This is a genomic window from Mycobacterium sp. NGS34 (assembly GCF_059812845.1).
This window is the reverse complement of sequence record NZ_JCALDM010000005.1, coordinates 441,203-464,702: the sequence shown is the minus strand read 5'-3', so window position 1 is coordinate 464,702 and position 23,500 is coordinate 441,203. Positions and strand designations below refer to the sequence as shown.

The window sequence follows — 23,500 nt, the reverse complement described above, 5'->3', positions numbered from 1 at the left end:
CCCGATACTCCCTGTCTCTCAGCCGGCTGCTGGAGAAGTCGGTATCACGCCGGTAGTCCGCGGCAAGTCGAAGCGAGGTTCCGCCTCGCCCTGCCACTCGCTCCATTCGGCCCATTCGTTCCACTCGTCCATGCCCTCTGCGGTGGCCTCGGGGTTTTGCCCGTCGGTCCCCGTGTTGCCGGCATCGGCGCCCTCTTCCGGCTCCGGTGCCCAATGGTCATAATCATCCGGCGGTACGGCTACACCCCACTTCAGGGGAACCGATAGGCCGCCGAGCATGCCGGACTCACCACGCTTCGCCGCTACCGAATCGTCCGGCAGCGGCGAACCAAGAGGCAATAGCACGCTGCCCCCTTCCACAGCCGTCTCCGTACATTTCTCACCCGGTGGTGAACAAACCATCACCGAGTACTTCGCATCGTAAGTCAATCCGAGGCACAATGCCCGAGTTTGATGGATTTCGCTCCTTTTAGAACAGGTGCGCGAACATCGGCGAACCGGTGGCCGCATCCCGGCGGCAGCGGCCGGCGGCGGCACGCCCCGCCCGTCGCCCCGGAAGTCGTTGCCACACAACGTCTTTTCCGGGCGGACCGCGGCGCCGGGGCGCACCGGCTCCCACCCCGGGCGCCGGTCGCGCGGTTTCGGGGTTGGAATCGTCCCCGGGTATGGCATCCGACAAGGGATTGACGCTCTAACCGCGGATCCCAAAATCGCATTCGGAACGCATTTGGGCGGGTTTTTAGGCGCGCCGCGCCGACAAAAATCGGGCCACCGGCGAGTAAACATGCCGAAGGCGCGGGCAACACCCATTTCCCCCAGGTGTCGCCCGCGCCCTTGGTGGCTGTCCAGGACCAGCTAGACGCGTATTCCGTCGGCCTATCCGACGCCGGTACGCGGTACCACGCTGGGCCGCGACTGGATGACGTGCGTCGGGCTGGCCCCGCCGCGGCCCATCATCCCGCCGGGCATGCCCGCGCCGGCTCCCATGCCGCCCATCGGCATCGGCATCATCGGCATGCCACCGCCCATGGGCGCTCCCGCGGCCGCCGCGGCCGCGCCGGGCATCTCGCTACCCAGGCCCGACATCGCCGCGCTGACCATCCGCGCGGGGGCCGACCCCTGCCAGTTCGGGGGCACCGACATCGCCCCGACCAGGCGCGCCTTGCCCAGACCGGCCTCGGCGCCGCCCAGGCCGCCGATCCCGCCGAGTCCCTTGCCCATGCCTGCCGGAGCGGCGGTGCTGACAAACTTCGCCGGGTCGACGGCGGCACCCGTCGCGCCGGCCAGCGAGGCCGCGTTCGAGCCGCTCATGCCTGCCTGGGCCGCCATCATGATCGGCGACATCATCATGCTGACCGGCATCATGCCGACCTGCGCGACCGTCGACAGCGACGAAATCGGCGCCGCGGAGGCCAGGGCCGACACCTGCGACACCGCGGGCCCGGCCACCGCCGCCACCGACGCCACCGGACCGGCAATCGCGGTCCCAATGCCGGCGGCCTGCGACGCCAGGCCGGTGAGCGGCGCCGACAGCAGCCCGGTCAACCCCGAGAGGTTCACCGGGGGCGGGCTGAACGCCGGCAACGCCGCGGCCACTCCGAGTGCGCCGCCGTGGTAGCCCAACATGGCGGCCACGTCCTGGGCCCACATTTCCATGTACTCGAACTCGGTCATGAAGATCGCCGGGGTGTTCTGGCCCAGGATGTTGGTCGCGATCAACGCCATCAGCTGGACGCGGTTGGCGGTGACCGCCGGCGTGGGCACCGTCGCCGCCAACGCGGTCTCAAACGCCGAGGCCGCCGTTCGGGCCTGCAGGGCCGCGGTCTCGGCCTGCCCGGCGGCCGCGCTCAGCCATCCCACATAGGGGGTCGCCGCCGCCGCCATCGACATCGAGGCCGGGCCCGCCCACGGCCCGTCGGTCAGCCCGGTGACGACGTTCTGGAACGACGCCGCCGCGCCCGCCAGGTCCGTGGCCAACGAGTCCCAGGCCGACGCCGCCATGAACAGGGGCCCCGACCCCGCGCCGGCGAACATCAGCGCCGAGTTGATCTCCGGGGGAAAGAACGTAAAAGCAGGAACCATCTAAAACCCCCACCCATCCGGCCGTGCTGACGGCACAGTCCAACGATCAACAGACACCATGAGCCGATACTACGGCCATCGGCGCTCAAAAATCCGGGGTTTTACCAAACCCTCAAGGCCGTCGTGGCGCCGAATTCGCCTCGGAGACCGCTCTCCGTAACCGTCCGGGGCGCACGGGTGTGATGGGACGCCTCGGGCGCGGGTAACGCCCGATGGTTACCCGCGCCCTTGGAGGCAGATCTAGGCCCAGCTGGACCCTACGGCGCTGTCGGTGCTGGCCATGTTGTTGCCAGCCGACTGCACCTTCTGGCCGTGGGAGTTGGCCTGCTCGTAGATCACCTGGAAGTTGCGACCCAACTGGGTGATGAACTCCTGGCAGGCCACCGAACCGGCGCCACCCCAGAAGTCACCGGCGGCCAGCACATCGCGAACGATCGCTTGGTGCTCGGCCTCCAGCGACGCCGCCTGCGCGCGAATCAACGCGCCGTGCGCGTCGACGTCTCCGAACTGATAGTTAATCGTCATCGCTCAATCTCCTAACGCCTTGAATGCGGCTAACTGCTCAGAATCTGCTGCGAAGCCTGCTCTTGCTGTTCGTAGTTATTGGCGTCGCGGATCAGCCCGTCACGCACGCCCTGCAGCATGTTCACAATGTTGTGGAACGCCTGGTTCATCTGTCCCATCGTGTTGTAGGACGTCGCCTCGGCGGCCCCACTCCAACTGGCGCCGGAAATGTTCTGCGACGAGGCCCACATCCGCCGTGCCTCATCCGAAACCGTCTGCGCATGCACGTCGAAACGCCCTGCCATCGCCCGCATTGCGTGCGGGTCGGTCATGAATCGTGTAGCCACCACACTGCTCCTTTCATCAACAAAAATGTTTCGGTTAAGCGCCGCCACGGCGCCCAACATCCAAACCCCGCCCTATCACCCCCGCCCTAACCGACTCCGACGCGCGGCACCACGCTGGGTCGCGCCTGGACCACGTGGGGGCTGGCCCCGCCGCGGCCCATCATCCCGCCGGGCATGCCCGCGCCGGCTCCCATGCCGCCCATCGGCATCGGCATGAACGGCATCCCGCCGCCCATCGGGGCCCCGGCTGCCGCGGCGGCGGCGGGCATCTCCCCGCCCAGTCCCGACATCGCCGCGCTGGCCATCCGCGCCGGCGTCGACCCCTGCCACGTCGGCGGCACCGACATGGCCCCGACCAGCCGCGACTTACCCAGTTCCGCGGCCGCGCCGCCCAGGCCCGCGCCACCCCCGCCCAGGCCCTTCATCGCCGGCGCGGCCTCGCTGACGAACTTCGCCGGATCGGCCGCGCCGGCGACATTGCCGGCCAGCGCCGCCGAATTCGACGCGCCCATGCCCGCCTGCGCCGCCATCATGATCGGCGACATCATCGTGCTGATCGGCATCATTGCGACCTGGGCGAGCGTCGATAACGAGGAAATCGGCGCACCCGAAAGCAACGCCGACGCCTGCGCCACCGTGGACCCGGCCACGCTGGTCACCGAAGCCAGGGGGTCGGCCAGCGCGGATCCGGTCGAGGCCAGGACGCCGGCGACCTGCGAGCCCACGCCAACCAGCGGCGCCGCGACGAGTCCGGTGAGGCTCGTCAGGTCCATCGGCGGCAGGCTGAACGACGGCAACGCCGCGGCCACGCCCAACGCCCCGCCGTGATAGCCCAGCATCGCGGCGATGTCCTGAGCCCACATCTCCAGGTACTCGAACTCGGTCATCGCGATCGCCGGGGTGTTCTGGCCCAGGATGTTCGTCTCGATCAGGGCCATGAATTGCGCACGGTTCGCCGACACCGCCGCCGGAGGCACCGTTGCCGCCAACGCCGCCTCGAACGCCGTCGCCGCCACGCGGGCCTGGCCCGCCGCGTCCGCGGCCTGCCCCGCCGCCGAACTCAGCCACCCCACGTACGGCGCCGCGGCCGCCGCCATGGCTGCCGACGACGGACCCGTCCACGGCCCACCGGTCAAGCCGGCGACCACCGCGTTGAACGACGACGCCGCGGCCGACAGGTCCGAAGCCAGCGCGTCCCAGGCCGACGCCGCCAGGAACAGCGGCCCCGAACCGGCGCCGGTGGATATCCGCGCCGAATTGATCTCAGGCGGCAGCCAGGAAAAGTCGAGAACCATCACGACCCCCGTTCTGGCCGCGGAAAGCGCCTTGGCGGCGCCCGAAAATCAACACACACCACTGCCGGATCGTAAGCCTAAAATCGCCGAACTACCTCATCTTTTTTCTAAACTTGAATCGGTCGAGAACATAAACTTGACCGAGTCAACTACACAAACTTGATCCAATCCGAAAACGGCCCGGCACCCGCTGCGCGGACAGGGGCGCAACTGGCCAAACGGCTGTCGGGCGTCGCTAGCGGCGCGAATTTCCCGGTCCCGGTCGAAATGGTCTCACGCGCCGCGAGAATTATGTTTATAAAATGTCGAAGTCGGATGCAATTCCAGTCATCCGAATATCCCGTCAAGAATTGCGGCAATCGTTGACGGAAGCCGCTCACAAGCCGTCGGCGCCGGGCCCTAGCAACCCTTGAGGCGCGCCGCCAGGTAGTCGGAGACGGCGCCCATCGCCACCCGGTCCTGCGTCATCTTGTCGCGCTCGCGCACGGTGACGGCGTCGTCTTCGAGCGAGTCGAAATCGACGGTCACGCAGAACGGGGTGCCGACCTCGTCCTGGCGCCGGTAGCGGCGCCCGATGGCGCCGGCGTCATCGAAATCGATGTTCCAGCTTTTGCGCAATTCGGCGGCCAGGTCGCGGGCCTTGGGGCTCAGGTCGGCGTGCCGCGACAACGGCAGCACCGCGGCCTTGACCGGCGCCAGGCGCGGGTCGAGGCGAAGCACCGTGCGCTTGTCCATGCCGCCCTTGGCGTTGGGGGCTTCGTCCTCGGTGTAGGAGTCGATCAGAAACGCCATGAACGACCGCGTCAGGCCGGCCGCCGGTTCGATGACGTACGGCGTGTACCGGGTGTCCGCAACCTGGTCGTAGTACGACAGGTCGACGCCGGAATGCTTTGCGTGCGTTGACAAGTCGAAATCGGTTCGGTTGGCCACACCTTCCAGCTCACCCCACGGGTTGCCGGCGAAACCGAACTTGTACTCGATGTCGACGGTCCGGTCCGAGTAGTGCGACAACTTCTCCTTGGGGTGCTCGTACAGTCGCAAATTCTCCGGGTCGATGCCGAGATCCACATACCAATCCCGGCGCGTGTCGATCCAGTACTGATGCCATTCCCTGGCGGTCGACGGCTCGACGAAGAATTCCATCTCCATCTGCTCGAACTCGCGGGTGCGGAAGATGAAGTTGCCGGGCGTGATCTCGTTGCGGAAGCTCTTGCCGATCTGCCCGATGCCGAACGGCGGCTTGCGGCGGGCCGTCGTGACCACGTTGGCGAAGTTGACGAAGATGCCCTGCGCGGTCTCCGGCCGCAGATAGTGCAGGCCCTCCTCGGTTTCGATGGGGCCGAGATAGGTCTTGAGCATCATGTTGAACTCGCGGGGCTCGGTCCACTGGCCCTTGGTGCCGCAGTCCGGGCAGACGATCTCGGTCATCGCCACCGAATCGGGGTCGTCGATCCCCTTCTTCGCCGCGTAGGCCTCCTGCATATGGTCCTGGCGGTGCCGGTGGTGGCAGTTCAGACACTCCACCAGCGGGTCGTGGAAGACCTCGACGTGGCCGGAGGCCACCCACACCTGGCGCGGCAGGATGATCGACGAATCGATCCCCACCACGTCGTCGCGGCCGGTGACGACCGCGCGCCACCACTGGCGCTTGATGTTCTCCTTGAGCTCCACGCCCAGCGGCCCGTAATCCCACGCCGATTTGGTGCCGCCGTAGATCTCGCCCGAGGGAAAGACGAAGCCCCGCCGTTTGGCCAGGTTGACTACGGTGTCGATGACGGACGCCACGGGGCAGTGCACTCCCTTTCGAAGATCCGGGCAGACAGGTGGCCGGTGAAGGCCGCCCGCAAAACATCAGCCATGGTATCGACCGTCGCATCGGTCTTTGACATGCGTCATCATGCATGTGACAGTGGAAGGCGGCCGACGATGACTCCGTCGCGGCCGTTCCACAAGACCCGGCACTTCTCGAGGTGATGACTCTCGGATGGCGATGTCCTCCTCTGTGCCCGTTTCCAAGTCCGCCTCGGAACCGACCGCCGCGGCCGACATCGCACGTTCCGACCTGGGCGCGGTGCCCCACCAGCACGGCGACGCCGGCCCGGGTGAGCACGCGAGCTTTCCCGAATACCCGGTGCCGCCGTCGCGGGAAATCCTCGACGCGGCGGGCGAGCTGCTGCGCGCGCTGGCCGCGCCCGTGCGGATCGCCATCGTGCTGCAGTTGCGCGAGTCGCAGCGCTGCGTGCACGAGCTGGTCGACGCCCTCGGCGTGCCGCAGCCGTTGGTCAGTCAGCATCTGAAGATCCTCAAGGCGGCCGGCGTGGTCGCCGGGGAGCGATCCGGCCGCGAGGTGCTCTACCGGCTCGCCGATCACCACCTGGCGCACATCGTCGTCGACGCGGTCGCCCACGCGAGTGAGGACACGGAGTGAGCGGCAGCACTAGCGTCCGTGCCACCCGGCAGCGGGCGGCGATCTCCACGTTGCTGGAAACGCTCGACGAATTCCGTTCCGCCCAGGAGCTGCACGACGAGCTGCGCCGGCGCGGCGAGAACATCGGTTTGACCACCGTGTACCGCACGCTGCAGTCGATGGCCACGGCGGGAATGGTCGACACGCTGCGCACCGACACCGGCGAGTCGGTTTACCGCAGGTGCTCGGATCATCATCACCACCACCTGGTGTGCCGCGGCTGCGGTTCCACGATCGAGGTGGGCGACCACGAGGTCGAGGAATGGGCGGCGCAAGTGGCCGCCAAGCACGGCTTTTCCGACGTCAGCCACACCATCGAAATCTTCGGAACGTGCTCGGAGTGCGGTTCGTAGGCTGAACCGCGCCGGTGCGGGCGTCGTGTCTCTGCTGACCGGAAAAGTTCTGAAAAAAGTGTCCGATACGCGAGCGTCGCGTGCTCCTACCCATGAGTGGCCCACGGGCCGAGACAACCAGAACTCAAGGGAAGCGAGAACACGATGCGGAAGCAACCAGCCCCCCACCTGCGGGCGGTACGCGACGTCGAGGCTCCGTCACTGCAGTTTCGCACCATCCATGGCTACCGCCGTGCCTTCCGGATCGCCGGGTCCGGGCCGGCTCTGCTGCTGATCCACGGCGTCGGCGACAAATCCGAGTCGTGGGGGCCGGTGCACGCCAAACTCGCGCAGCGGTTCACCGTCATCGCACCGGATCTGCTGGGCCACGGCGAATCCGACAAGCCGCGCGCCGACTACTCGCTGCCGGCCTTCGCCAACGGGATGCGTGACCTGCTCGCCGTGCTCGGCATCGAACGGGTCACCCTCGTCGGGCATTCGTTCGGCGGCGGCGTGGCGATGCAGTTCGCCTACCAGTACCCGCATCTGGTCGAGCGCCTCGTGCTGGTCAGCGCCGGCGGCGTCGAGTCGGACGTGAGCTTCGCGCTGCGGTTTGCGGCGATGCCGATGGGCAGCGAGGCGCTGGCCATGGTGCGCGTGCCGGGCGCGCTGCCCGCCATGCGTGTCTTCGGCCGCGCCGTTCAGGCCTTGCTCGGTTCGACCAAGTTCGGTCGCGATGCCGTCGACACGGTGCGCCTGCTCGAGAATTTCCGCGATCCCGCCGCATTGTCGGCGTTCGCGCGCACCTTGCGGTCGGTGGTGGACGGGCGCGGCCAGTACGTGACCATGCTGGATCGCAGCTACCTCGTGCAATCCGTTCCCGTGCAGATCATTTGGGGCGAAGACGATCTCGTGATCCCGGTGAGCCACGCGCGGACGGCCCACGCGGCGATGGCCGGGTCGCGCCTGGAGATCTTCGAAAAGTCCGGGCACGTCCCGCATCACGACCATCCGGACCGCTTCGTGGAGGTCGTCGAACGATTCATGGACTCGACCCGGCCAGCCGAGCACGACACGAACCTCATGCACTCGCTGCTGCGGACCGGCGCCGGCGAGGACATCGCCGCCGGTTCGCCGGCCGAATCCGCGGCGTCCTAGCCGGTCACGGAACGCCGTATCTCGGCGCCCGTGTCCAGCACCAGCAGGATCATCGTGCGCAGCGCGTCGTCCGTCAGCCCGCCGCCGGGGAAGTTGTAGCGCAGCATCACGTCGCAGGTCTTGGACGCGCCCTTGCCGGAGTTGCGCTGCGCCGCTTGCCCGCCTGCCTTCTCGACCACGGTCACGCTGCCGAAGTTGCTGTCGCGCGCCTGCTTGGCGATCTGGTCACCGATCTTCTTGGTCAGCGGCAGGTCCCAGGCCAAGATCTGGGTCAGCGAGACCAGGTCCAGGTCCTCGGCGATGTTCACCACCCGCAACGACGCCAGCGTTCCGTTGTGGCGCAACGTGAGTGCGCCGTCGGCCTCCTCCTCGACGGGAAGGACGTCGCGCAGTATCGAGGCCAAACGCTCCTGCAGTGACGGCACTATGCGCTCCCGAATCTTCTGTTGCGCTCCGCGTATTCCTCGCACGCGGCCCACAGGTCGCGGCGGTCGTAGTCGGGCCACAGCTTGTCCTGAAAGATGTACTCGGCGTACGCCGCCTGCCACAGCATGAAGTTGCTGGACCGCTGCTCCCCCGACGTCCGTAGAAACAGGTCGACGTCGGGGATGTCGGGGCGTTGCAGATGGCGCGCGATCGTCGCCTCGGTGATGCGTTCCGGGTTGAGCCGGCCGGCCTGGACCAGGCGCGCGATATCCCTTGCGGCGTCGGCGATTTCGGCGCGACCGCCGTAGTTGACGCAGTAATTCACCGTGATGACGTCGTTGCCCATCGTCATGGCCTCGGCGACCGCCAACTCGTTGATCACGCTGCGCCACAGGCGGGGCCGCGAACCCACCCAGCGGATCCGGACGCCGATCGTGTTGAGGTTGACCCGGCGCATGCGCACCACGTCGCGGTTGAACCCCATCAGGAAGCGGACCTCCTCGGGGGACCGCTTCCAGTTCTCCGTGGAAAAGGCGTACAGGCTGAGCCATTTGATGCCGATTTCGATTGCGCCGCAGACGATGTCGATCACGACGGCCTCGCCCGCCCGATGGCCGTCGGTGCGGCTCAGCCCCTGTTGGGTGGCCCAGCGACCGTTGCCGTCCATCACGATCGCGACGTGGTTGGGCAGGCGGTCCGCGGGGATCCGCGGCGCGGCCGCCTTCGAAATGTGCTGCGGCGGGCGGCGCGGGCCACCGTCGGCGGACGGCGGCAGCTCCGGGAAAACGACCGGCCAGGTCGAAGTGTCGGGAAAGACCGGGTAATCGTCGGGTGCGGGGGGCAGTTGCGGGAAGTCGGTCGACTTCGGCTTGCGCTCAGCCACAGGCCTTATCCTGCCCGATCGGCGCTGCGCGCCGTTCGGCGATTGTGCGGTCGGCGTGATACGTCCGCTCCACCAGCGGCAACGTCTTGAGCTGTCGTTCCAGATGCCACTGCAGGTGCGCGGCCACCAACCCGCTGACGTGGCTGCGGTGCGATTGCGGCGACGCTTCGGCGGCCTCCCAATCGCCGTCGTGCAGGGCGGCCATCAGATCCAGCACACCCGGCGGCGGGGTGGTCGAGCCGGCCGGGCGGCAGTGCGGGCAGACGCTGCCCCCGGCGGCGATGTGAAACGCGCGGTGCGGACCGGGTGTGGCGCAGCGGGCGCACTCGGTGAGCGCCGGCGCCCATCCGGCGATGCCCATGGCGCGCAGCAGATAGGCGTCCAGCAGCAGGTCGCGGGGCCGGCGTCCGTCGGCGACCGCGCGCAGCGCGCTCACGGTGAGCCGGTGCAGGGCTGGGGCCGGGGCCCGTTCCTCACCGGCGAGGCGTTCGGCGGTTTCCAGCATCGCGCAGCCGCAGGTGTACCGGCCGTAGTCGCTGACGATGTCGGTGGCGAACGCGTCGATGGCGACGACCTGGGTGACGATGTCCAGGTTGCGCCCGGGGTGCAGCTGCGCGTCGATGTGAGCAAACGGCTCAAGTCGCGCACCGAATTTGCTGCGGGTGCGGCGAACGCCCTTGGCCACCGCGCGAACCAGCCCGTGATCGCGGGTCAGCAGGGTGACGATCCGGTCGGCTTCGCCGAGCTTGTGCTGGCGCAGCACAACAGCCCGGTCTCGATATAGCCGCATCACAATAGTTTTGCACCCCGCCGCGACAATGCGGGTATCCGCGCCGTCTAGTCTCGTACCCCGTGATTGGCGCTTCCGGGTCGGGCGCCGGGTCCCTCGCGGGATCCGGCTATCAGCGCCTGCCCACGCTGACTGACCTGCTCTATCAGCTGGCCAGCCGCGCTGTGACGTCGACCACGCTGGTGAGCCGGTCCCTGCACGCCATCCACAACAGCCAGCCGACGCTGAACGCCTTCCGGGTGGTGCTGACCGAATCGGCGCTGGCCGACGCGGCGGAGGCCGATCGGCGACGCGCGGCCGGCGACACCGCCCCGCTGCTGGGCATCCCGATCGCGGTCAAAGACGACGTCGACGTCGCGGGTGTGCCGACCGCGTTCGGCACCGAGGGGTACGTCGCGCCCGCCACCCAGGACGCCGAGGTGGTGCGCCGCCTGAAGGCCGCCGGCGCGGTGATCGTGGGCAAGACGAACACCTGCGAATTGGGCCAATGGCCGTTCACCAGCGGCCCCGGCTTCGGGCACACCCGCAACCCCTGGTCGCGCCGGCACACGCCGGGCGGCTCGTCAGGGGGCAGTGCGGCCGCGGTGGCCGCGGGCCTCGTCACCGCCGCGATCGGCTCCGACGGCGCCGGCAGCGTGCGCATCCCGGCGGCATGGACGCACCTGGTGGGCATCAAGCCGCAGCGCGGCCGCATCTCCACCTGGCCGTTGCCGGAGGCGTTCAACGGGATCACGGTCAACGGCGTGTTGGCGCGCACGGTGGCCGACGCGGCGCTGGTGCTGGACGCCGCGTCGGGCAACGTCGAGGGCGACCGGCACAAGCCGCCGCCGATCACGGCATCCGACTACGTCGGCAAGGCCCCCGGCCCGCTCAACATCGCGCTCTCGACGCGGTTCCCGTACACCGGCTTCCGGGCCAAGTTGCACCCCGAGATCCTGGCCGCGACCCGGTCCGTCGGCAAGCAACTGCAGCTGTTGGGCCACACCGTGGTGCCCGGCAATCCCGACTACGGCCTGCGGTTGTCGTGGAATTTCCTGGCCCGGTCCACCGCGGGGCTGCGGGCGTGGGAGGAGCGGCTGGGCGACGGCGTCATCTGGGATCCCCGCACCTTGTCCAACCTGCGGGTGGGCCACGTCATGGGCGAGGCGATCCTGCGCAGCGCGCGCCGCCACGAGGCCGCCGACCAGCGGCGGGTCGGCTCGATCTTCGACATTGTCGACGTGGTGCTCGCCCCGACCACGGCGCAGCCACCGCCGCTGGCGCGCGCCTTCGACCGGTTGGGCGGCTTCGGCACCGACCGCACGATGATCGCGGCGTGTCCGTTGACCTGGCCGTGGAACCTGCTGGGCTGGCCGTCCATCAACGTGCCGGCCGGGTTCACCTCGGATGGTTTGCCGATTGGCGTGCAATTGATGGGCCCGGCAAACAGCGAGGGGCTGCTCATCTCGCTGGCCGCCGAGCTGGAGGCCGTCTGCGGCTGGGTTTCCAAGCAGCCGACGGTGTGGTGGCATGCCGGCGGCGACACACCGCCGGCGGGCGCGCCGCCGCGCAGATAGGGCCGCCGCGACGGGCACGCACCCGGCGAGTGCCTCAATGACGCCGTGCTGGACTACCTGTGCTCCGGCGTGCGCGCCGGGATGAACGTCCCCGACGCGGCCGATCCGTCGCTGAAGACCGTGCGGGTGCTAAAAGCCTAGCCGGCCAAGCTGTTTGGGGTCGCTCTGCCAGTTCTTGGCCACCTTAACGCGCAGATCGAGGTAGATCTTGGTGCCCAGCAGCTTCTCGATCTGGGCGCGCGCGGCGGTACCCACTTCCCGCAGCCGCGCGCCGCCCTTGCCGATCACGATGCCCTTCTGGCTGTCCCGCTCGACGTAGAGGATGGCGTGCACGTCGATCAGGTCGTCGCGGTCTTCGCGGGGATTGATTTCGTCGATCACCACGGCCAGCGAGTGCGGCAGCTCGTCGCGAACCCCTTCCAGGGCGGCCTCGCGGATGAGCTCGGCCATCAGGACCTCCTCGGGCTCGTCGGTCAGCTCGCCGTCGGGGTAGTACGCGGGGCCGACGGGCAGCGCGGCGGCCAGCACGTCGATCAGCACGTCGACCTGCGCTCCGGTGACCGCCGACACCGGGACGATTTCGGCCGAGCCGCCGACCAATTCGCTGACGGCGACCAGCTGCGCGGCCACCCGGTCCCTGGGCACCTTGTCGATCTTGGTGACGACCGCGACGAGCGCGGTCTTGGGCGCGACCGCTCGGATCTGTTCGACGATCCAGCGGTCACCCGGGCCGATGGCCTCGTCGGCCGGGACGCACAGCCCGATCACGTCGACCTCGGCGTAGGTATCGCGGACCAGTTCGTTGAGCCGCTTGCCCAGCAGGGTGCGCGGCCGGTGCAGGCCCGGGGTATCGACCAGGACGATCTGGAAGTCGTCGCGGTGCACGATCCCGCGAATGGTGTGACGGGTGGTCTGCGGGCGCGTCGACGTGATCGCGACCTTGGCGCCGACGAGCGCGTTGGTCAGCGTCGACTTGCCGGTATTCGGACGGCCGACCAAACATACGAAGCCCGAACGGAATTCGGTCACAGCAGGTTGCCGGCGCGGTCGGTGACGATGATCAGGGCGGTGGGCGACAGTTCGCGAACCGCGACGATGCCCGGATCGTCGGCTGATCCCGCCACCAGCACGGCCGCCTCCAGCCCGGTCGCCCCGCTGGATGCGGCGGCGGCGACCGCGGCCTGCAGCCCGGTCAGCTTCAGCGTCGGCAAGTCCACCGGCGCGGCCGCATACGTGCGGCCGTCGGCATCGCGCACCGCCGCGCCGCTGTGTGCGTCGGCGCGGGCCATCGCGGCGCGCGCCAGCACCACCAGCTTGGCGTCCTCGGCGTCCAATTCGTCAGCCATGGTGATCGGCCTCCCTGTCCGTCGATTCGTCGGCTTCCGCCGGGCTCAGCAGGACGGTGTTGATCCGCACCCGCCCGCGGTGATCCGGGCCGCCCTCGGCGCGCAACCGCAGGCCATGCGAGACGACCTCGGCCCCCGGCAGCGGCACCCGCCCCAATTCCAGGGCGACCAGGCCGCCCACGGTGTCGACGTCGAGGTCGTCGTCGAATTCCACGTCGTAGAGCTCCCCGACGTCCTCGATCGGCAGGCGCGCGGAAACCCGGAATCGCTTGTCCCCCAGGTCTTCTATCGGGGCCGTCTCCGCCTGGTCGTATTCGTCGGCGATCTCGCCGACGATTTCTTCCAGCACGTCCTCGATGCTGACCAGGCCGGCGATCGCGCCGTATTCGTCGACGAGCAGGGCCATGTGGATGCGGTCGCGTTGCATCTCACGCAGCAGCGTGTCCAGCGGCTTGGAGTCCGGCACGAAGACCGCCGGGCGCATCACCTGCGACACCTTGGTTTCGCGGCCGCCGTCGGGCGACAGAAACGTCTGTTGGACAAGGTCTTTCAAGTACACCACGCCGACGACGTCGTCGACGTTCTCGCCGATCACCGGGAGGCGGGAGTGCCCGCTGCGCACGGCCAGGGTGGTCGCCTGGCTGGCGGACTTGTCGCTTTCGATCCAGATCATTTCGGTGCGCGGCACCATCACCTCGCGGGCCGGGGTGTCGCCGAGTTCGAATACCGACTCGATCATCCGGCGTTCGTCGGCCGCGACCACGCCGCGCTGCTGGGCCAAGTCGACGACTTCGCGCAGTTCGATCTCCGAGGCGAACGGCCCGTTTCGCAATCCGCGGCCCGGCGTCAGCGCGTTGCCCAGGACGACCAGCAACCGGCTGAGCGGCATCAGCAGCCACGAAATCGCTCGCAACGGAAGGGCCGTCACCAGGGAGATGGAATACGCGTGCTGGCGGCCGAGGGTGCGCGGGCCGACTCCGATGACCACGAAGCTGGTCACCACCATGATGGCCGCCGCGCCGGCCAGCCCCCACTTGATGCCCCAGTTGTCGTAGAGAAAGACCACCAGCAGGACGGTCGCGGTGATCTCGCAGATGATGCGGAGCAACACCATCAGGTTGATGTAGCGGGGACGCTCGGTCATCACCCTGAGCAGCGACACCGCGCCGGGTCGCTCTTCGCGAACCAGCTCTTGGACCCGGGCCAGCGACACCGTGCTGACCGCGGCGTCAATCGCCGCGAAAAGCCCGCCGAGACCGATCAACGCGATCGCGCCGAACAGCTGATACAGGCCGGTCAATTGTCGAAATACCGTGACTTGTCCAGCAATCGGCGGTCGCGTTCCTCCTGGCGATCCTGCTGGTAGGCCTCGACCTGCTCGGCGACCCATTCCTCGAGCAACCGGTCCTGCAAGGCGAACATCTCTTTTTCCTCGTCCGGCTCGCCATGGTCGTAGCCGAGCAGATGCAGCACGCCGTGAATCGTCAACAGCGCCAACTCATGTCCCAGGGTGTGACCCGCCGCGGCCGCCTGCTCGGCGGCGAATTCCGGACACAACACGATGTCGCCCAGCATCGACGGCCCCGGTTCGGGGGCGTCGGGGCGCCCACCCGGCTCGAGCTCGTCCATCGGGAAGCTCATCACGTCGGTCGGCCCCGGCAGGTCCATCCAGCGCATGTGCAAATCGGCCATCGCCGCGGTGTCGAGCAGCACCATTGACAACTCGGCGCTGGGGTTGACGTCCATCCTGGCGATGACGAACTTCGCGACGCTGACCAATTCCGCTTCGGAGACGTCGATGCCCGACTCGTTGGAGACTTCGATGCTCATCGGCGGCTTCGGCCACCCGAGGCCCGACGGGCCGCCCGGTTCATCCCCGAGCCGGGCTCTTCGTAGCGGGCGTAGGCGTCGACGATCTCCGAAACCAGCCGGTGGCGCACCACATCCACGCTGGTCAGCTCGGCGATGTAGATGTCGTCGACGCTCTCGAGGATCTCGACCGCCGACCGCAGGCCCGACCGCGCGCCGCCGGGTAGGTCGATCTGGGTCATATCCCCGGTGACGACGACCTTCGACCCGAAACCGAGTCGGGTGAGGAACATCTTCATCTGTTCGGCGGTGGTGTTCTGCGCCTCGTCGAGCACGATGAAGGCATCATTCAACGTGTTGTGTGTGAGCAAGAAATCTTCAGTGACATAAAGGGAATCCGCTGCCGCGACCCGTATGCACACCGCCTCCTCAGTCCCCGCGGGCTCGATCCGGTCGATGTAACGCATCGGCCGACCACCGCCAGTTGCGCCGTACTTCGCGGCTTTGCGGGCCAGCCGGAACGGGACGACGCCCTCAGGCAAACGGATGTCGAGGATGTGTGCATCGGAGCGGTGATGCACGTCGCGGCCCCGTGCGAGTCCCGGCTTACGCCCTTCCGCTGGCCTGGTCCGCCAGTAGACGACGCCGCCCAATGACTGGACCAGGAACACCACGTCGTCACAGAGTCGATCGGACACAGTCGTGAACTGGACGCGGCAAGTGCGCCCCCGCTGGGTGACCGGACCGCCGTCGGAATCGAGAAGACCCTGAAGAACCGCGAGCCGCACATCGGGTGTATTGAACAGGTAGTCCGAGGGGACGAACTTGATATTTGACCGCATGCCGGCTAATCCAAGTCGACGCAAGGCACCGGTCACCGGGTTCTCTCGGGTGCTGACCTCACCGGGACCAGCGAAGCGATTCAGTATGTAGTCGACCTCTGTCCTGCGCCGTACCTTGATCCCAGGGATCAGCTGCCCCAACGAGGCAGCAAGCTCAGGATCAGCTGTCGAGAAACTCGGTGTCGTCGCACATGTCAGACACCCGTCGCCCAAGAGCAGACCCAAAGCGTACGGATCTAAAGGCACCGCCCGACTCTCGAACCTCACCGGTGCGCTAAGCAAGGGCAATTCGTAGCGGTGGTAATGCGCCGCGCGGAGATTGCCGATCATCTCCTTGGTTTGAAGGACGCGCCGAGGCTTGCCGCGACGCCGATCATCACGAGTCGACACCGACCACAAGTGGTCACCGGACGCGAGCGTCGAGCAACCGTCTTGCGTGTGGACCCGGTAGATCTCCTTAAAGCCCTGCGGATAGACGCCGAGAACTTCCGTTGGAGTTCCATCGGAACCGATCACAGAGTCGCCAACTTGCAATTCACCGATCGGCCGGAAACCGCTGGGCGTCAATACCTTGGTGAACACCGGTTGGGCCCGGCCACGCATGTACGCCAGCGGTGCGACCTCAATTACCCCGGCGGACATCAGCTTTGGGATCAGCTCGGCGTCCATCATGTCGTAGAGCGCGTCATACAGCGGGCGCAGATAGGGGTCGATCTTTTCGCTCAGCGTCCCGGGCAAAAAGCCAAGGCGCTCACCGGCTTCCACCGCCGGGCGGGTCAGGATGATCCGGCTGACCTGCTTGGTCTGCAGCGCGTGCACGGCCTTGGCCATGGCCAGATACGTCTTGCCGGTGCCGGCAGGGCCGACCCCGAACACGATCGTGTTGGCGTCGATGGCGTCGACGTAGCGCTTCTGGTTAAGCGTCTTGGGCCGGATCGTGTTGCCGCGGCGCGACAGGATGTCCAGGGTGAGCACCTCGGCGGGTGATTCGTTGCCGGTGCCGACGAGCATCGCCACGCTGTGGCGCACCACCTCCGGGGTCATCGGCTGGCCGCTGGCCACGATGGCCACCAGCTCGGAGACCGCCCGCTCGGCAAGGGCCACGTCGGCCGGCTCACCCGAGATGGTGACCGCGTTGCCCCGCACGTGCAGATCGGCGTTGAGGGTGCGTTCCAGGGCGCGCAGGTTTTCGTCTGACGAACCGAGCAGGCCCACGACGAGATCGGGCGGAACGTTGATGCTGCTGCGAACCTGGGAGGTCGATGCTGCGTCAGCAGCGCTGGTCTCGCGGGGCGTCACGTGGTTTCCGATGCCTGCCTATCGTCTGACGTGGTGAAATCCTGGATTGCCAGTCTACCGCCGGTCAGGAGCGTCTCCCAATGCTTCGTGCGCCGCCCATCGCGGGGTGAGCACGCCCAGCGCCCCGAGCGCCACCGCGGCCGCGCTCGACGTCCGCAGCACCTGCGGGCCGAGCCGGACCGCCGTGGCGCCCGCCTCGGTCAACGCGGCGATCTCGTCGGGCGCGATGCCTCCTTCGGGACCGACCACCAGTAGCACCGAATCCGCCTGGGCCACATGGGAATCCGCTAGCCGGTCGGTCGCCGATTCGTGCAGCGCCAGCACCGTGGACCCGGCCGCCACCTCATCGCGAACCCGCTGCGTCAGCGCGGCGGTGGACACCACGCCGTCGACGGGAGGGATGCGCGCCCGGCGGGACTGCCGGGCCGCCGCCCTGGCGACGGCGCGCCAGCGGCGCAGGCCTTTGTCGACCCGGGCGCCCTCCCAGCTGGCCACGCAGCGGGCCGCCCGCCAGGCCAGGAACGCGTCGGCGCCGGCCTCGGTGGCCAAATCGATCGCCAGCTCCGAGCGGTCGGACTTGGGCAAGGCCTGCACCACGGTCACCGCCGGGCGCGGGGGCTGCTCGTTCCACCGTTCCAGGACCCGGGCCCGCAGGCCGTCGCGGCCCGCTTGCTCGACCTCGCAGTGGGCGAGCGCACCGGCGCCGTCGCCGAGCACCAGCCGCTCGCCCGGCCGGATCCGGCGCACGGTGGCGGCGTGGAAGCCCTCGTCGCCCTCGACGACGGCCAGCCCGCCGGCGTCGGGCAGTGCGTCGACGTAGAACAGCGTCGCCACCATGGGCGTGGCTAGCGCCCGGTGAAGGTCTCGCGCAGCCGGCTGAACAGGCCACCGCCGGCATGCGTCGAGCGGACCTCGGCCACGTCGCGGGCGCGGCGGTCCTTCAGCTCGCGCAGCAGTTCGGTGTCGCGGTGGTCAAGCCGGCTCGGCACCACCACCTCGACGTGGACGTGCAGGTTGCCCCGGACGCCCGAACGCAGGTGCGGCATCCCGTGGCCGCGCAACGTGATGATGGCGCCGGGCTGCGTGCCCGCCGGGATGTTGATCTCGCTCTTGCCGTCCAGGATGGCGTCGACGGTGACGGTGACGCCCAGCGCCGCGTCGACCATCGGCACCGAGACCGTGCAGTGCAGGTCGTCGCCCTCGCGGACGAAGATGTCGTGGGCCTGCTCGTGGACCTCGACGTAGAGGTCACCGGCAGGTCCCCCGCCCGGCCCGACCTCACCCTGGGCGGCGAGCCGCACGCGCATGCCGTCGCCGACGCCGGCCGGGATCTTGACGCTGATCTCGCGGCGGGCGCGCACCCGGCCGTCGCCCATGCACTGGTGGCAGGGGTCAGGGATGACCACCCCCACGCCGCGGCAGGTCGGGCACGGACGCGACGTCACCATCTGCCCCAGCAGCGAACGCTGCACGGTCTGCACCTCGCCCTGGCCACCGCAGGTGTCGCAGGGGACGGGCGCGGAATCGCCGTTAGTGCCCTTGCCCTGGCAGCGGTCGCACAGGACCGCGGTGTCGACGGTGACCTGCTTGGTCACCCCGGTCGCGCACTCTTCGAGGTCCAGCCGCATCCGCAGCAGGGAGTCCGAGCCGGGCCGAACCCGCCCGATCGGGCCGCGCGAGGCCGACCCCGCGCTGAAACCGCCGCCGAAGAAGGCCTCGAACACGTCGCCCAAGTTGCCGAAGCCGCCGAACCCGCCGCCGGCCGCGGCCGCGTTCTCCAGCGGATCGCCGCCCAGGTCCACGATCCGGCGTTTCTCCGGGTCGCTCAGCACTTCGTAGGCGACGCTGATCTCCTTGAACTTCGCCTGCGCGGCCTCGTCGGGGTTGACGTCGGGATGCAGCTCGCGCGCCAGCTTGCGGTAGGCGCGTTTGATGTCCGCATCGCTGGCGTTTCTGCTCACACCGAGCAGCCCGTAATAGTCGCGTGCCACGCCTGACTCTCCTGAAAGGTCTTAAGCCGCGCTACGCGGCCGTCCACAAACTCTGGTGCGGGTGAGCGGTCATCGGCCACCCAGCACTTCGCCGATGTACAGAGCAACCGCAGCCACGCTGGCGATAGTTCCCGGATAGTCCATCCGGGTGGGGCCCAGCACACCCATGCCGCCGTACACGGTATCCGAGTGGCCGTAGGCGGTGGACACCATCGAGGTCCCGACCATCTGCTCGACGGCCGTCTCGTGGCCGATGCGCACGGTCACCTTGCCGGCCTCCTGCTGTGCCGCCAGCAACCGCAGCACTACCACCTGCTCCTCGAGGGCCTCCAGGATGGACCGCAACGAACCGCCGAAATCGGCGGCGTTGCGGGTCAGGTTGGCGGTGCCGCCCATCAGCAGGCGTTCCTCGGTGTGCTCTACCAGTGACTCCAGCAAAACGGTCGCAGAGCGGCCGACGGCGTCGCTCAGGTTGGTGGCCAGCCCGCTGCGCCCGTGCAGCTCCCCGGCCAGGTCGGCGACCGCGGTCGACGCGGCGGACAGCCGCTTGCCGACCAGGGCCTGGCCCAGCATCTCGCGCAGCTGGGAAAGCTGATGGTCGTCGATGACGTCGCCGAGCTCGACGATGCGCTGGTCCACCCGGCCGGAGTCGGTGATGACCACCATCAACAGCCGCGCCGGTGTCAGCCCGACCACCTCCAGGTGTCGGACGGTCGACGTCGACAACGTCGGGTACTGCACCACCGCCACCTGGCGGGTCAGCTGCGCCAGCAGGCGCACCGCGCGGCGCAGCACGTCGTCGAGGTCGACGCCGGACTCCAGGAAGCTTTGGATCGCGCTGCGCTCGGCCGACGACAGCGGCTTGACGTCGTCGAGCCGGTCCACGAACTCGCGGTAGCCCTTTTCGGTGGGCACCCGCCCGGAGCTGGTGTGCGGCTGAGTGATGTACCCCTCGGCCTCCAGCACCGCCATGTCGTTGCGCACCGTGGCGGACGACACCCCCAGGTTGTGCCGCTCCACCAACGACTTCGAGCCGATCGGTTCCTGGGTGGCGACGAAGTCGGCGACGATGGCGCGCAGCACCTCAAAGCGACGCTCGTCCGCGCTTCCCATCGGCTCCCACCTCCTTGATCGCGTCCATTTTACGGGTCGCTGAAGGTGCCAAGCGCCATAAGCAGGCCTCTGGCGGCGAACTCCGGCGAGTTCCCGGCTAGCCTGTCCAGCATGTACCGGTCGGGCCGAAGCGACGCTTCGCGGACGTCGCGCAAGGCCCGCCAATGATTTTCAAGGGCGTGCGCGACGGCAAGCCGTATCCGGATCACGGGCTGTCCTACAAGGACTGGTCCCAAATACCGCCGCAGCAGATCCGGCTCGACGAGTTGGTCACGACGACGACCGTGCTGGCCCTGGACCGCCTGCTCTCGGAGGACTCCACGTTCTACGGCGACCTTTTCCCGCACGCGGTGCGCTGGAGGGGGATCACCTACCTCGAGGACGGCCTGCACCGCGCGGTGCGCGCCGCGCTGCGGAACCGCACCGTGCTGCACGCCCGGATCTTCGACATGGACATGCCGCTGAGCCAGCAGACGTAGTGGCGATCGCAAGCGCGGCGTAGCCGGGCGCAGCGGGTCGCCACCATCGGACTAGTCTTCGGCGGTCACGTTTGGGCGCCGACGGGTGTCGACCTAGAAAGGACGACATTCAAGGAGGACCGCCATGGCTCGGCTGCAAGGAGTCTCGGACCACGACGCCGGATTGGGCGCCAAGATCGCCTTCTTCTTCGCCAAGCGCAAGCTTTCGCAGCTGGCCGGCCTGGAGACGGCGGGGATGCTGGAACCGCTGCGCATGTACGCGCACATCCCGCGGTTGCTCAGCGCCTACAGCAAGCTGGAGCAGGCCGAGTCGAAGCTGGACATCCTCAGCCCCCGCCACCGCGCGCTGGCCGAACTTAAGGCGGCGACTACCGTGCGCTGCGAGTACTGCATCGATCTGGGTTCGCAGATCGCGCGGCAGTGGGGAATCGCCGATGAGGAGTTGCTCGCGATGGCCGATTACCGCAACGCGTCCTGCTTCTCCGAGCTCGACAAGCTGATCATGGAGTACGCCACCGCGATGAGCCGCACCCCGGTCGAGGTGACCGACGAGCTGTTCGACGCGCTGCGCGCCCACTTCGACGCGGCGCAACTGGTCGGCCTGACGCATGTCATCAACCTGGGCAACATGCGCGCCCGGTTCAACATCGCGCTGGGCATCGGCTCGTCCGGCTTCTCCGGCAACCGGGTGTGCGCCCTGCCCGAAGCCGGTCGCGCGTGACGGCGGCGGACGCTTCGCTGTCCGCGCGCTTCGAGGCGGCGCGGCCGAGGCTGGGTGCCCTCGCCTACCGCATGTTGGGATCGGTCGACGACGCCCAGGACGCCGTGCAGGAGGCGTGGCTGCGGCTCAGCGCCGGCCGGGGCGCCGACGGTATCGCCAACCTCGACGCCTGGCTGACCACCGTGGTGGCCCGCATCTGCCTGAACGCGCTGCGCGGGCGCGGCCGCGAGGAGCCGCTCGGGCACCTGCCCGACCCGATCGTCGATGCCGAGGGCGAATTCGACCCCGAACACCGGGCGATGCTGGCCGACGCGGTGGGGCTGGCTCTGTTCGTGGTGCTGGACACGCTGCCGCCGGCCGAGCGGCTGGCCTTCGTCCTGCACGACGTGTTCGCCGTCCCGTTCGACGAGATCGCGCCCATCGTCGAGCGGACGCCGGAGGCGACGCGCAAGCTGGCCAGCCGGGCGCGCCGGCGCATCGAGGAGGCCGACCCGGCCCCCGACGGCGGCGTCGCCGCGCAACGCGAGGCCGTGGACGCCTTCTTCGCCGCCGGCCGTGCCGGCGACTTCGACCGGCTCGTGTCGGTGCTGGACCCCGGCGTCGTGCTGCGCGGCGATTTCGGCAAGGGCGCCAACGTATTTCGTGCCGAGGGTGCGCACTCCGTGGCCAAGCTGGCCCGCGGCTACGCGGGCCCGGAACGCGAGGTGCGCCGCGCCATCGTCAACGGCGCCGCCGGCGCGGTCGTGTTCGTGGACGGGCGGCCAACGGCCATCATGGGTTTCGTGGTGCGCGACGGGCGGGTGGCCAGCATCGACGTGCTGGCCGACCCGGACCGGATCGCCAAACTAGACCTGCGCGGCGTGCGCGCCGGTCACTGACCGGCGGCCTGCAGCAACTCCATCGCCGAGGCGCGCGACAGCACCCAGCCGCCCTGGTTGACGAACGTGACGTTCTGGGTGACCGGCGACGTCAGCTTGGGACCCGAGACCGCCACGTCGGCCGTCGCGGACCCGGCCGCGGCCGGTTGAATGTTGGTGACGCCGAACGAAAGCGGCAGGTCGCCGTTCTTGGCCGCCTTCTGCAGCTTCTTGTCGGCGACGTGCGCTTCGAGCCCGCTGATTCCGCCTTCGACCAGGTTGCTCTTGCTGGAGAACGAAATGCTCGGGTCGGCAAGGCTGTTCAGCACGCCGGTCAACTGATCGGCCGTGGGCACGTTCACCGCCTGCGGCGGATCCTGCGGCAGCGGCGCCCCGACCGCGATCAGGTGCACCGCGGCCTCATCACCCGGAGCCACGACGGACGTGATGCCGGCGGCCGCTCCTCCGATGATGGCCAACGCCGCCGCACCGCCGGCGAAGAATTTAACGTTTCTCATGGTCCCCCCTTGGGTGGGCACGCGTCGACGGACGGTGCCAGTGTGCGTCTTTCGACTGTTGTTTCGTGTCTGCGCACCGAGACGTTACGGCCACGCCATGTGAGTAGCCTGTGCGCCCACTGTGTGGGTGCACAGGCTGCCCGGGTTTGCTAGTTCGTCGCGGTGGCGGCCTGTATCAGGGCGATCGCGGCGTCGTGCTGCAGGATCCAGTTGCCGCCCTCGTTGACGAACGCGAGGTGCTTTTCCACCGGCCCGGCGAACTTCGGACCCGAGATGGCCACGTCGGCCTGGGCCATGTTCGGACCGGCCGGCGCGATGTTCGTCACGGCGAACGTCTCCGGGAAGTTTCCGTTGCGGTACGCCTTGCGCAGGTCGTGGTCGGCCACGTGGCCCTCGTCCGGGGCGATGCCGTTTTGCACCAGGTTGGTCTTGGTGGTGTACGACACGCCGGGATCGGTGGCCTGGTTGCACAGGTTGGACAGCTGGTCCGGGCTGGGCAGTCCCGGCGCCGGCGGCGGATCCTGTGGAGGCGTCGCGCCGGCGGGCGTCACGCCGGCGGCCGCCGCGCCCACGGCTATCGCGCCGATCGCCAAGGATTGCACGAGTCTCGTTGGTTTCGTTCTCATGGTCAGGTCCTCCCCCTGGTGAGTAAGAGTTGTGATTCTGCCCTCGGAGCCTTCTGTTC

The 23,500-nt window shown here is 68.5% G+C and carries 25 protein-coding genes and 3 pseudogenes; 7 read left to right on the top strand and 21 right to left on the bottom strand.

The window, feature by feature from the left end; translation table 11 throughout:
- Positions 1-18 precede the first annotated feature (18 nt).
- From AC5Y7V_RS16110 to AC5Y7V_RS16085, 6 genes are all read right to left on the bottom strand, one after another.
- A complete protein-coding gene (locus AC5Y7V_RS16110; RefSeq protein ID WP_499881041.1) occupies positions 19-279 on the bottom strand; it encodes a hypothetical protein in 261 nt (86 codons plus the stop codon).
- A 597-nt stretch (positions 280-876) separates the two neighbouring features.
- Positions 877-2,082, bottom strand: a complete 1,206-nt coding sequence (locus AC5Y7V_RS16105; RefSeq protein ID WP_499881014.1) for a PPE family protein — start codon at positions 2,080-2,082, stop codon at positions 877-879.
- A gap of 240 nt (positions 2,083-2,322) precedes the next feature.
- Positions 2,323-2,607, bottom strand: coding sequence for a WXG100 family type VII secretion target (locus tag AC5Y7V_RS16100; RefSeq protein ID WP_499881013.1), 285 nt, complete (start codon positions 2,605-2,607; stop codon positions 2,323-2,325).
- Between the two features lie 29 nt (positions 2,608-2,636).
- A complete protein-coding gene (locus AC5Y7V_RS16095; protein ID WP_499881040.1) occupies positions 2,637-2,933 on the bottom strand; it encodes a WXG100 family type VII secretion target in 297 nt (98 codons plus the stop codon).
- An 86-nt stretch (positions 2,934-3,019) separates the two neighbouring features.
- On the bottom strand, positions 3,020-4,228 hold the full coding sequence (locus tag AC5Y7V_RS16090; protein ID WP_499881012.1) for a PPE family protein: 1,209 nt from the start codon (positions 4,226-4,228) through the stop codon (positions 3,020-3,022).
- 399 nt (positions 4,229-4,627) lie between these two features.
- Entirely contained in the window at positions 4,628-6,025 is a 1,398-nt protein-coding gene (locus AC5Y7V_RS16085; RefSeq protein ID WP_499881011.1) for a glycine--tRNA ligase, read from the bottom strand.
- 193 nt (positions 6,026-6,218) lie between these two features.
- Between AC5Y7V_RS16085 and AC5Y7V_RS16080 the strand changes: the two genes are divergently transcribed.
- From AC5Y7V_RS16080 to AC5Y7V_RS16070, 3 genes are all read left to right on the top strand, one after another.
- A complete protein-coding gene (locus tag AC5Y7V_RS16080; protein WP_499881010.1) occupies positions 6,219-6,656 on the top strand; it encodes an ArsR/SmtB family transcription factor in 438 nt (145 codons plus the stop codon).
- Complete coding sequence (locus AC5Y7V_RS16075) at positions 6,653-7,048, top strand: Fur family transcriptional regulator (protein ID WP_499881009.1); 396 nt, start codon at positions 6,653-6,655, stop codon at positions 7,046-7,048. Before AC5Y7V_RS16080 ends, AC5Y7V_RS16075 begins: the two co-directional genes overlap by 4 nt.
- A gap of 144 nt (positions 7,049-7,192) precedes the next feature.
- Positions 7,193-8,185, top strand: a complete 993-nt coding sequence (locus tag AC5Y7V_RS16070) for an alpha/beta fold hydrolase (RefSeq protein WP_499881008.1) — start codon at positions 7,193-7,195, stop codon at positions 8,183-8,185.
- On the opposite strand, the gene AC5Y7V_RS16065 is transcribed toward AC5Y7V_RS16070, so the two are convergent.
- From AC5Y7V_RS16065 to recO, 3 genes are read right to left on the bottom strand one after another with little or no spacing between them, the layout of a single operon-like run.
- Positions 8,182-8,610, bottom strand: coding sequence for a hypothetical protein (locus tag AC5Y7V_RS16065; protein ID WP_499881007.1), 429 nt, complete (start codon positions 8,608-8,610; stop codon positions 8,182-8,184). The two genes, AC5Y7V_RS16070 and AC5Y7V_RS16065, sit on opposite strands and share 4 nt — an antisense overlap.
- Positions 8,610-9,494 (bottom strand): decaprenyl diphosphate synthase, encoded by an 885-nt coding sequence (locus tag AC5Y7V_RS16060; protein ID WP_499881006.1) that lies wholly within the window; start codon positions 9,492-9,494, stop codon positions 8,610-8,612. The genes AC5Y7V_RS16065 and AC5Y7V_RS16060 overlap by 1 nt, the downstream gene beginning before the upstream one ends.
- On the bottom strand, positions 9,487-10,284 hold the full coding sequence (gene recO / locus AC5Y7V_RS16055) for a DNA repair protein RecO (RefSeq protein WP_499881005.1): 798 nt from the start codon (positions 10,282-10,284) through the stop codon (positions 9,487-9,489). The genes AC5Y7V_RS16060 and recO overlap by 8 nt, the downstream gene beginning before the upstream one ends.
- A gap of 62 nt (positions 10,285-10,346) precedes the next feature.
- Here recO and AC5Y7V_RS16050 point away from each other — a divergent pair, with 62 nt between their 5' ends.
- Positions 10,347-11,840 carry an amidase gene (locus AC5Y7V_RS16050; protein ID WP_499881004.1) on the top strand — a complete coding sequence of 498 codons (1,494 nt, stop codon included), beginning with the start codon at positions 10,347-10,349 and terminating at the stop codon, positions 11,838-11,840.
- Between the two features lie 129 nt (positions 11,841-11,969).
- Here the strand turns inward: AC5Y7V_RS16050 and era are convergent, their stop codons facing one another.
- The 10 genes and pseudogenes from era to hrcA form a co-directional block, all read right to left on the bottom strand.
- A complete protein-coding gene (gene era, locus AC5Y7V_RS16045) occupies positions 11,970-12,869 on the bottom strand; it encodes a GTPase Era (RefSeq protein WP_499881003.1) in 900 nt (299 codons plus the stop codon).
- Positions 12,866-13,186, bottom strand: a complete 321-nt coding sequence (locus AC5Y7V_RS16040; protein ID WP_499881002.1) for a cytidine deaminase-like protein — start codon at positions 13,184-13,186, stop codon at positions 12,866-12,868. Before AC5Y7V_RS16040 ends, era begins: the two co-directional genes overlap by 4 nt.
- Positions 13,179-14,486: a hemolysin family protein gene (locus AC5Y7V_RS16035; RefSeq protein ID WP_499881001.1), complete on the bottom strand. Its 1,308-nt coding sequence runs from the start codon at positions 14,484-14,486 to the stop codon at positions 13,179-13,181. The genes AC5Y7V_RS16040 and AC5Y7V_RS16035 overlap by 8 nt, the downstream gene beginning before the upstream one ends.
- Positions 14,483-15,016 carry an rRNA maturation RNase YbeY gene (gene ybeY / locus AC5Y7V_RS16030; RefSeq protein WP_066931977.1) on the bottom strand — a complete coding sequence of 178 codons (534 nt, stop codon included), beginning with the start codon at positions 15,014-15,016 and terminating at the stop codon, positions 14,483-14,485. Before ybeY ends, AC5Y7V_RS16035 begins: the two co-directional genes overlap by 4 nt.
- Positions 15,013-15,351: pseudogene (locus AC5Y7V_RS16025) on the bottom strand (PhoH family protein); the annotation flags it as partial. The pseudogene AC5Y7V_RS16025 and the gene ybeY, both read right to left, overlap by 4 nt.
- 267 nt (positions 15,352-15,618) lie before the next feature.
- Positions 15,619-15,837: pseudogene (locus tag AC5Y7V_RS16020) on the bottom strand (LAGLIDADG family homing endonuclease); the annotation flags it as partial.
- A 591-nt stretch (positions 15,838-16,428) separates the two neighbouring features.
- Positions 16,429-17,136 (bottom strand): annotated as a pseudogene (locus AC5Y7V_RS16015) (PhoH family protein); the annotation flags it as partial.
- A 54-nt stretch (positions 17,137-17,190) separates the two neighbouring features.
- Positions 17,191-17,973 (bottom strand): 16S rRNA (uracil(1498)-N(3))-methyltransferase, encoded by a 783-nt coding sequence (locus tag AC5Y7V_RS16010; protein ID WP_499881000.1) that lies wholly within the window; start codon positions 17,971-17,973, stop codon positions 17,191-17,193.
- 8 nt (positions 17,974-17,981) lie between these two features.
- Positions 17,982-19,127 carry a molecular chaperone DnaJ gene (gene dnaJ, locus AC5Y7V_RS16005; RefSeq protein WP_499880999.1) on the bottom strand — a complete coding sequence of 382 codons (1,146 nt, stop codon included), beginning with the start codon at positions 19,125-19,127 and terminating at the stop codon, positions 17,982-17,984.
- Positions 19,128-19,196: 69 nt separating this feature from the next.
- A complete protein-coding gene (hrcA, locus tag AC5Y7V_RS16000) occupies positions 19,197-20,240 on the bottom strand; it encodes a heat-inducible transcriptional repressor HrcA (RefSeq protein WP_499880998.1) in 1,044 nt (347 codons plus the stop codon).
- A 164-nt stretch (positions 20,241-20,404) separates the two neighbouring features.
- On the opposite strand from hrcA, the gene AC5Y7V_RS15995 reads away from it, so the two are divergent.
- From AC5Y7V_RS15995 to AC5Y7V_RS15985, 3 genes are all read left to right on the top strand, one after another.
- Positions 20,405-20,719, top strand: a complete 315-nt coding sequence (locus AC5Y7V_RS15995; protein ID WP_499880997.1) for a type II toxin-antitoxin system VapB family antitoxin — start codon at positions 20,405-20,407, stop codon at positions 20,717-20,719.
- A 124-nt stretch (positions 20,720-20,843) separates the two neighbouring features.
- A complete protein-coding gene (locus AC5Y7V_RS15990) occupies positions 20,844-21,440 on the top strand; it encodes a carboxymuconolactone decarboxylase family protein (protein WP_499880996.1) in 597 nt (198 codons plus the stop codon).
- Positions 21,437-22,318: a sigma-70 family RNA polymerase sigma factor gene (locus AC5Y7V_RS15985; RefSeq protein WP_499880995.1), complete on the top strand. Its 882-nt coding sequence runs from the start codon at positions 21,437-21,439 to the stop codon at positions 22,316-22,318. The genes AC5Y7V_RS15990 and AC5Y7V_RS15985 overlap by 4 nt, the downstream gene beginning before the upstream one ends.
- Here the strand turns inward: AC5Y7V_RS15985 and AC5Y7V_RS15980 are convergent.
- The gene (locus AC5Y7V_RS15980) at positions 22,312-22,815 is read right to left on the bottom strand and encodes an MTB12 family secreted protein (protein WP_499880994.1); all 504 of its coding nucleotides are present in this window, start codon (positions 22,813-22,815) and stop codon (positions 22,312-22,314) included. The genes AC5Y7V_RS15985 and AC5Y7V_RS15980 overlap by 7 nt on opposite strands.
- A gap of 149 nt (positions 22,816-22,964) precedes the next feature.
- The gene (locus AC5Y7V_RS15975; RefSeq protein WP_499880993.1) at positions 22,965-23,441 is read right to left on the bottom strand and encodes an MTB12 family secreted protein; all 477 of its coding nucleotides are present in this window, start codon (positions 23,439-23,441) and stop codon (positions 22,965-22,967) included.
- Between the last annotated feature and the right edge of the window lie 59 nt (positions 23,442-23,500).